At 44.1% G+C, this 7674-nt stretch carries 5 protein-coding genes; all 5 read right to left on the reverse strand.

What is annotated here, in order from left to right; all coding sequences use genetic code 11:
* Positions 1-33: 33 nt before the first annotated feature.
* The 5 genes from nfo to BXY_RS18070 all read right to left on the reverse strand — a co-directional run bounded on the left by nfo (position 34) and on the right by BXY_RS18070 (position 7514).
* Positions 34-867 (reverse strand): deoxyribonuclease IV, encoded by an 834-nt coding sequence (gene nfo / locus BXY_RS18050; RefSeq protein ID WP_008643019.1) that lies wholly within the window; start codon positions 865-867, stop codon positions 34-36.
* Between the two features lie 82 nt (positions 868-949).
* Positions 950-3571: a DUF4962 domain-containing protein gene (locus BXY_RS18055; RefSeq protein WP_008643021.1), complete on the reverse strand. Its 2622-nt coding sequence runs from the start codon at positions 3569-3571 to the stop codon at positions 950-952.
* Positions 3572-3605: 34 nt separating this feature from the next.
* Positions 3606-4883, reverse strand: a complete 1278-nt coding sequence (locus BXY_RS18060) for a sugar MFS transporter (RefSeq protein WP_015532594.1) — start codon at positions 4881-4883, stop codon at positions 3606-3608.
* Positions 4880-5851 (reverse strand): ROK family protein, encoded by a 972-nt coding sequence (locus BXY_RS18065; RefSeq protein ID WP_015532595.1) that lies wholly within the window; start codon positions 5849-5851, stop codon positions 4880-4882. The genes BXY_RS18060 and BXY_RS18065 overlap by 4 nt, the downstream gene beginning before the upstream one ends.
* Before the next feature lie 34 nt (positions 5852-5885).
* Positions 5886-7514 carry a PHP domain-containing protein gene (locus BXY_RS18070; protein ID WP_009040736.1) on the reverse strand — a complete coding sequence of 543 codons (1629 nt, stop codon included), beginning with the start codon at positions 7512-7514 and terminating at the stop codon, positions 5886-5888.
* Between the last annotated feature and the right edge of the window lie 160 nt (positions 7515-7674).

Genomic DNA, 7674 nt, shown 5'->3' on the forward strand with positions numbered 1-7674 from the left:
TTTGTGTCCTCCGTGTCCTCTGTGGTGAAAACATTATTCCATGCTCTTTAACCATGCAATTTCTTCTTTCCATTTACTTTCATCCGGCGTTTCTAGTATCAACGGCATATTATCGAATCTGGAATCTTGCATCAATCTTTCAAAAAATGCTTTTCCGATCAATCCTTCACCAATACTATCGTGACGGTCTACATGGGTGCCCAGTGCTTTTTTTGAATCATTCAAGTGCATACCTCGAAGGTAATTGAATCCCACTTCCTTGTCAAACTCATCAAATACCTTATCGTATTCATTGACAATATCATAACCAGCCGTATAAGTATGGCAGGTGTCGAGGCAAACACCCACCCGGCTCTTGTCGTTTACCCGGTCGATGATATATTTCAGTTGCCAGAATTCGCTTCCTAGATTACTTCCTTGTCCGGCAGTGTTCTCAATAACGGCTGTTACGCCACTTGTTTTTTCTAAAGCGATATTAATACTTTCTGCGATGAGCGACAGGCAATCCTCTATTGAAATTTTGTTGAGAGAACTGCCGGGATGGAAATTTAAAAGTCTCAATCCAAGCTGTTCGCAACGTTGCATTTCATCCAGAAAAGCGGCACGGCTTTTTTGAAGTCCCTCTTCTTCCGGGTGTCCCAGGTTGATTAGATAACTGTCATGTGGCAGGATATATTCCGGCTGAAAACCGTATTTCTCGCAATTCTCTTTAAAGAGGCTGATACTTTCTTCTGTTAAAGGTTTGCTTACCCATTGGCGTTGATTCTTGGTGAATAACGCAAAAGCATTTGCTCCTATTTCATGCGCATTAACGGGGGCGAACTCTACGCCCCCGGACGCGCTTACATGTGCTCCGATATATTTCATGGTTACTTCTTTATTTAATTTTACTCTGCAAATATAACGTTTTTATAGGAGTATATGTTTCTTCATCTAAAGCGGGGAGAAATTAAATCTCAAAATCCGGTAAATAGTCTGTCAGGACTTTAGTAACCTGTTTGCCTTTTACCTGATCTGTGACTATCGTTGCACCTTCCTTTTTACCGGCATCATAGTTTAAAGAAACCTTTTCCGTTTTATTGCTTACATAGATGGCAGCTTTCCCTTTTTCTGTCAGGTTACAAGTAATAGTCCAGTCGCCTACCTGAATGGTATTACCTTTGCGAACTACCTGCATATCCGGGCGGTTCTTTCCATGCGTATCCATCACTGTCAGGAAACGGGCGGTTTTACACGGAACTGTTGTAGAAGAGAAATGCCAGTGATTAGGATATTTCAACGTTTTCCCTTGTGCGTTCGTCACATTTTTCCAGTTGGTTGGCGCACAGAAGAAAGTATCTACCATCGCTTGTTCCGTTTTTGCCGAACTGAAAAGATGGGCAACAGAAACACCTCCGGCTTTATTCTTACCAATAACTTTCACTTCATCCGTCAGTTCCTGTATTTCCATAGGCAGTTCTACGGTATGTAAAAGATAACTCCATGTTACGGCTTCTTTTCCTTCCAATTCATCATAAATCACAAAAACTCCGGTAGTTCCCAATTGGATGATATGACGACGGAACATATCCAATTTGTTTTCATCCCATCCTTTTTCGGGCGTATATTGTGTACCGGATAATTCGCCACGTTTCAACCATAGAGGAGAGGTCACTTTACCATAAGCATTGGAAGCGTCTCCTACCATGTAAGCGATTTTCTCTCCTTCATACCACCGTGGAATCCAGCCATATCCTTCCGTCCCGATCTTCTGCGTCATTCCATTCACCAAAATACTGTTGTGCGCACGAGTATTACGGTAAGAATACATACAATGATCGTCTGTAAAACCAGTGCGATGTCCGCTACTGTAAAAAATGGCTTTACCTCCGTAGAATGTATTGAAAGCATTCTGGTTGGCTAGTGCATGGGAAGTGGAACCGTAGGAACTGGAACGGAACGACAGCATTGCATTCTTATCTATGTCTCCCAAAGAAGTATTCATCGTACCGATTCCCGTTTCATTGAATACTTTTGCCATCGGTAATTCTGCAAGAGTAGGACCCTCTTTGGGGAGCGCTTTCTTTGTTGTACAGCGATACCAGGTCAGGTCTCCGGATTTTCCGAGGAAAGTCTTTTCCATAATATCCGGTTCTTTCTGCAAAATAGTACGTACATAAGCGGCTGCCCATGGATTGTTACATTCGCGTGCCAAGGCATCTGCATACCCTACTCGTGTACCGTTTGGCTTCAGCTTACTTTCATGTGAGTTTCCTTGCCCGGCGGATTTCGAGAATGGAGGCTGTTGATAGATGACGTAAAACGCATTGTTGTTATACCACGGGTCAGCAAAGAAATCGAATCCGCTGATACGGGAATAAAAAGCAGGAACTTCAATCAATGTGCGGAGATTGACCTGAAAATAAGAATCGCCATTGTGCCAACCTCCATCCGTGTTGAGGCCCGGCAGACGGGATACCCATTCATTGTAGCAATAATCCACCCAAGTGGAAGCCATCGGCAGTTCGCCATACGTAGCAAATGCAGCCATATTCAGGATACGGAAAGTCATTTGCCAAACATGGTTATCAGCAATACGGTTTTCTAAGTGATTGACATATTCATGATAGAATTTCTTTCCATTTTCACGAATCGTTCTTAAGAGTAGTTTCTTTTCATCCGGAGTCAGCAGGTTGTACCATGCGTCATACGCGGAAGTACTCATAGACAGAATGGTGGAACGGTTGAAATCTCCCGCAAAGTACTTACTGTGTTTCCATGAAAGAATTTCGGAAAGACGCTTTATACCTTCTTTGTAGTATACCTCGTCTTTCGTTAGCAAGTAAGCACGTACCATGGCTTCGATATTCGCTTCTTCACGGTCTACAATCTTACGACTTTCCCGAATCAGAGCGGAACGATATTGAACGATGTTTGTCAGCTTGACAACCTGGGTCGTATCAATTTCTTCTTCCAAATGTTTCAGCGGGTGATTCAGACATTTATCGGCTTTCCGGATGTAAGCCTGTGCTTCCGGATTGTTTTTATTCCGTTCGATGATATTGTCCCAATCTTTGGCATCAAGCAAGATACGGGGATGCGTCTTGGGTAATTTGGCTAACACCTCTTGTAGAGAAGGCGGGTTGAATGTACGTATATGCCCGTCTATATAAAAATGAGAAACGGGCGACCATTCTTCTTTTCCATCCTTGTCAACGTAGGCATATTGCCAATACCATTTTCCTTTTTCAAACAGTTTGAATGGGTTGAAAAAGGCCCATTTCCTTTCAGCGGTTATCACTTCCGATTTGAATTCCGGGTCGCGTGCAATCCGGATGCGGTAAGTCACTTCCGGTTTGTAGTCTTCTTCTTCCACTCCGTCCAATACGGCACCCAAGTGAGGAAATTTGTCCGGCCACATGAAACGAGGAGGATTGACCGTGATATGCTGCCCGTCCAGTGGTGAAGGCGTTTCGCGTACCTCATGCATCAAAGTCTGTTGAGTCAGGCGCATGATTCCTTTTTGCGCATACCCGTTGGCGGATAGCAGAATGGTGAACAAGAGAAAAATAGATATTCGTTGTTTCATCATATAACTTTGCATTTTTTTATTCGTCGTTTGTTGTTCAGCGTTCAACGTTGTTTTTGAACAAGTCTTTCAGACGAACGGTCTTGTTATTAATCAGTGGGCATGCCCAAAAACCGATAAAGGTGATGTATCCTACGAAAACAAGGATAAATAGCATACCTGTGCGGAGGGATGTTGCATCTGCCAGCGTACTCACAATCATCGGACCACCGGCACCACCGACGATTGCCGAACATAAAATACCGGCGAATGAACCGTGATGCTGTGAAGCAGAGTTCAAAGCCAATGAGAATACGATGGAATACATCATGGAAATACTAAATCCGACAGCAGGGAAAGCGATCATAGCTACTTCCTTGCTTCCGAATAATGCCGATAATAATAGGATGATGGTCAGGATTCCGGAGATTTGCAGCAATCGCTTGCTGTCAATCAACTTGAGTAGAATCATACCTACGAGACAGCCGGCTGTCATCAATCCCCAGAAATAGCTCACGGCTTGCGCACCATCAGTTTGCGGATTGACTCCGTGGTATTGTTCCAGGAAGGTGCTCATAAAGATAGAAGTTCCCTGTTCCGTGCTTACGTAGCAGAAAATCCCCAGGAAAAACAACCATACATATTTCTGTTTGAACAAAGCCAGATATGAATCTTTGGACCCGCTTTTCTCATCTTCTTTCAATTCGATCTTGGGAAAGCGGGAGACACCAACGGCAATCAGCATGACTAACAACAGGATGGTAAATACCCAGTAAAGAGATACCCACGGCATTTCTCGTGGGGTGATATCGGCCAACAAGTCGATAAAGAAACCTTTCCCGGCTGTATAGGTTGCCGGGTCAAGTTCACGAATCAGATAAGTATATACCAGAGGACTTAGGAAAGAAGCGATGCCAAACATGAATTGTGCCAGTTCGGCTATAAATGCATAGTTTTCTTCTCCTCCTACAGTACGCTGGAGCGGATTCAATACAGTTTGCAACATGGCCATTCCTAATCCGATGATGAAAGAAGAAGCTAATAACATCGGATACGTATGCATACAGGCAAACAGGATGGTGCCGATAAACGGCATCAGGAAGCCACCGAATAATACCGGCTTTTCACCGAAACGGTCAATCAGTAATCCGGCAGGGATAGACATGATGGCGTATGCCAGGAAGAAAGAGGTCGGGATAAATCCCGCCATCGCCAGGTCACTTAGATTGAAGTTGTGGATAATATCCGGAATAAGTGGTCCCAGAATATTAGTAATAAACGAAATGGTGAACCAGAACGCCATAATCAGCGCCAACATTCCTAAATTCTTTTTCATAATTTAATCAGGTTTGGAGCAGATAATTGAGTAAATACAAGTGACGCAGCTCCAATACTTCCGGCCTTGTTTCCAAGAGCGGCAGCTATGATTTGAGTATTCACAGCACAGTCGGGGATGGCATAACTACGTGCTTTTTCGCTTACTTTCTGAATGTAAAAGTCTCCTGCTTCGGAGAGCCCTCCACCAATCACAATCTTTTGCGGACTGAAGATATTGATAAAGCCTGCAATTCCGTGTCCCAAAAAGTCACAGTGTTCTTCCAGTGATATTTTTGCAATCGGATCCCCTTGTTTATAAAGACGGACAATCAATTCTCCGTTAATCTCTTCATTCGGGTAGGAGATACCTGCGTCTATTATTCGTTGACTGAAGCGGCGTACCAAAGCAGAAGTGGAAGCATAGTGTTCCAGACAGCCGACAGAACCGCAAGCACACGGTTCGCCATTGGCAATGAGAGGTACGTGTCCCAGTTCCGTTCCCCGGTTGGCATAACCGTTGAACAATTTGCCGTCGATGACTACTGCACCGCCAATACCCGTTCCTACCGTCAAGAAAACAACATGAGTGGCTCCCTGACCGGCTCCGTACATTGTTTCTCCCAGTCCCATCAGATTGGCATCATTTCCCAATAAAGCCGGAAGTCCGGTTTCCGTTTCAATGCGGTCTGCCAAGTGAATGTTTTCCCAGCCGTTGATATTTTCCGCACCTCCTAAAACAATACGGTTCGTACAATCCACAATGCCCGGTGTTCCGATTCCTATACCATCAATTTTGTAGTCTTTTTCCTGTGCAAAGGCTTTCACTTCATTGATAGCAGTAACCAACTGTCCGATGACAGCTTCTGCTGATACATCGGCTTTCGACGGTAACTTCCCTTGAAAGTAAAATACGCCTTCATTATCAATAAGGGCGTATTTTACTGAAGTTCCGCCAAGGTCAATTCCTATAGCGTATTCTTTCTCCATACCACGTTAATACTTAATACTTAATACTTAAAAACTACACTCTTTCCGCCCAAATCGGTGAACTCCAAGCCCATTGTCCGTCACGTTGGCGAACGCGCACATAGTAGTAATCCGTATCTCGCTGCGGCTCTTTATCTTCCATGTAATGTTCCAGAGTGAAACAGCTTTCCGGCATGGCACGATTGAAGAGAATAGCCTCGCTCAACCAACCGATCATGAAGTGTGAACGTGAACCTTCAAGCAATTCGCCCAACGTATGTTCAAACTTCTTGCCATTGAATTCGGCAATGACCTTACCGTTTTTTGGCATTTCCACATCAAGGATTACAGCTTGCATGGCTGCTGTAGTCGTATTCGGATTCTTGCTGCTGTACATATCCAGTTCGGTTTCCTTGTCGCCAACGGATACAATACGGTTGACATGTGTGTGGAATTCTGTTTCACCTTCTTGCGGAGAAGTGAATGCTGCGCCACGGAAACAAGGAGTTACACTATGAATCTGTCCTTTGTCTACCGACAGTTTGCCCTGCCAATGTACGTATTTCTCTTCACGATTCCAACCAAAATCAACTTTAACTTTGCAACGTACCGTATCACCTTCCGGAGCAACGGGAGTCAACGGACCGTTCATACGAGCTAAAATCTGCCCGTTCTTTACAATATCTACGTAGTCGATACAGCTTTCACCTGTGACATTCAGATAGATACGACGGCTGTTACCGCGAACTACATCACCCATGAAAGCATCGTTGAGGCGGAAGTCGATAATAATCTTATCACCGGTTGCGGCACATACATGACGGGTACGTAGAGCTTCCCAAATGGCATCGCGAGTCAGTGACGGAGCCAAAACACCGATGCGTCCGTCACCATAGCTTCCCGGATAACCGGAATGTTGGTCGGTGGAAGCCATGATACCAAACTTATTGCCCAATTCAAGACCATATTGAATGGTTCCTTCCCATTGGCGTGGTCCCATATCATGCAAATAGGGGTAGTCTCCCTGATCGCTTTCTGCCAGACCGTGACGGGAATACATTTCTACGAATGGAGTAATATCTCCTTCGGTAAAGCATTTCCAGTTGTAACCGCGATACCCACCTTGATAACCCATGTGGTGCGGGGTAACGAATACCTTATGTCCTTTTGCTTTTTCTTTCCAGTCCTCGATTGAAGTACATTCTACAAGTGGTGCGTCCAAATCATAGTTCAGCGCAACATGATCTCCATGTTCCATGCTATGAGCTTCGTATCCTACAAAAGTCAGGAATTCACCTTCCTTGTTATACTCATTTGTCATTTTTACATACTTCTCATAACCGCCTTCACGCAAACGCTTGAAAGCTCCCGTGTGGTAATCGATTACCCATTTCAGGCGGGGATCATCTGCTCCGGGAATATCCGGCCACATAGCATGAGGAGTAACACTAACAAAATCCAATTGTCCTTTCGCTGCTTCAAAAGCATCGCGCATGTCGCCGTGTCCGTATGTGATGTTACAGTGGTTGTGTAAGTCGCCCCAATACATTTTGAGGTTGCTGGCTGATGGCATAATTTTCTTAGCCTCTTTGCTTCCTGCTGCGCAAGAACCGAGCAAGCTGCCCGAAGCTGCCAGTCCGAGGAAAGACCAGCCTGTGTTTTTTAAAAACTTTCTTCTATCCATGATATAATTGTTTTTGGTTAATCTTTATTTATATAAATGGGAATTTATCGGTTAAATGAGAATTTATCGGTTAAATAAGAATTTATCGGTTAAATAAGAATTTATCGGTTCTTACAATTATATATTTATTGGGGGTGCCCTGAAAGGGCTTAATTATATA

This window comes from Bacteroides xylanisolvens XB1A (assembly GCF_000210075.1).
Classification (GTDB): Bacteria; Bacteroidota; Bacteroidia; order Bacteroidales; family Bacteroidaceae; genus Bacteroides; species Bacteroides xylanisolvens.

Bases quoted from the DNA above. Each gene is read 5' to 3' on its own strand.
- BXY_RS18065 (WP_015532595.1), bottom strand. From the start codon at position 5,851: ATGGAGAAAGAATACGCTATAGGAATTGACCTTGGCGGAACTTCAGTA.
- BXY_RS18055 (WP_008643021.1), bottom strand. From the start codon at position 3,571: ATGATGAAACAACGAATATCTATTTTTCTCTTGTTCACCATTCTGCTA.
- BXY_RS18060 (WP_015532594.1), bottom strand. From the start codon at position 4,883: ATGAAAAAGAATTTAGGAATGTTGGCGCTGATTATGGCGTTCTGGTTC.
- nfo (WP_008643019.1), bottom strand. From the start codon at position 867: ATGAAATATATCGGAGCACATGTAAGCGCGTCCGGGGGCGTAGAGTTC.
- BXY_RS18070 (WP_009040736.1), bottom strand. From the start codon at position 7,514: ATGGATAGAAGAAAGTTTTTAAAAAACACAGGCTGGTCTTTCCTCGGA.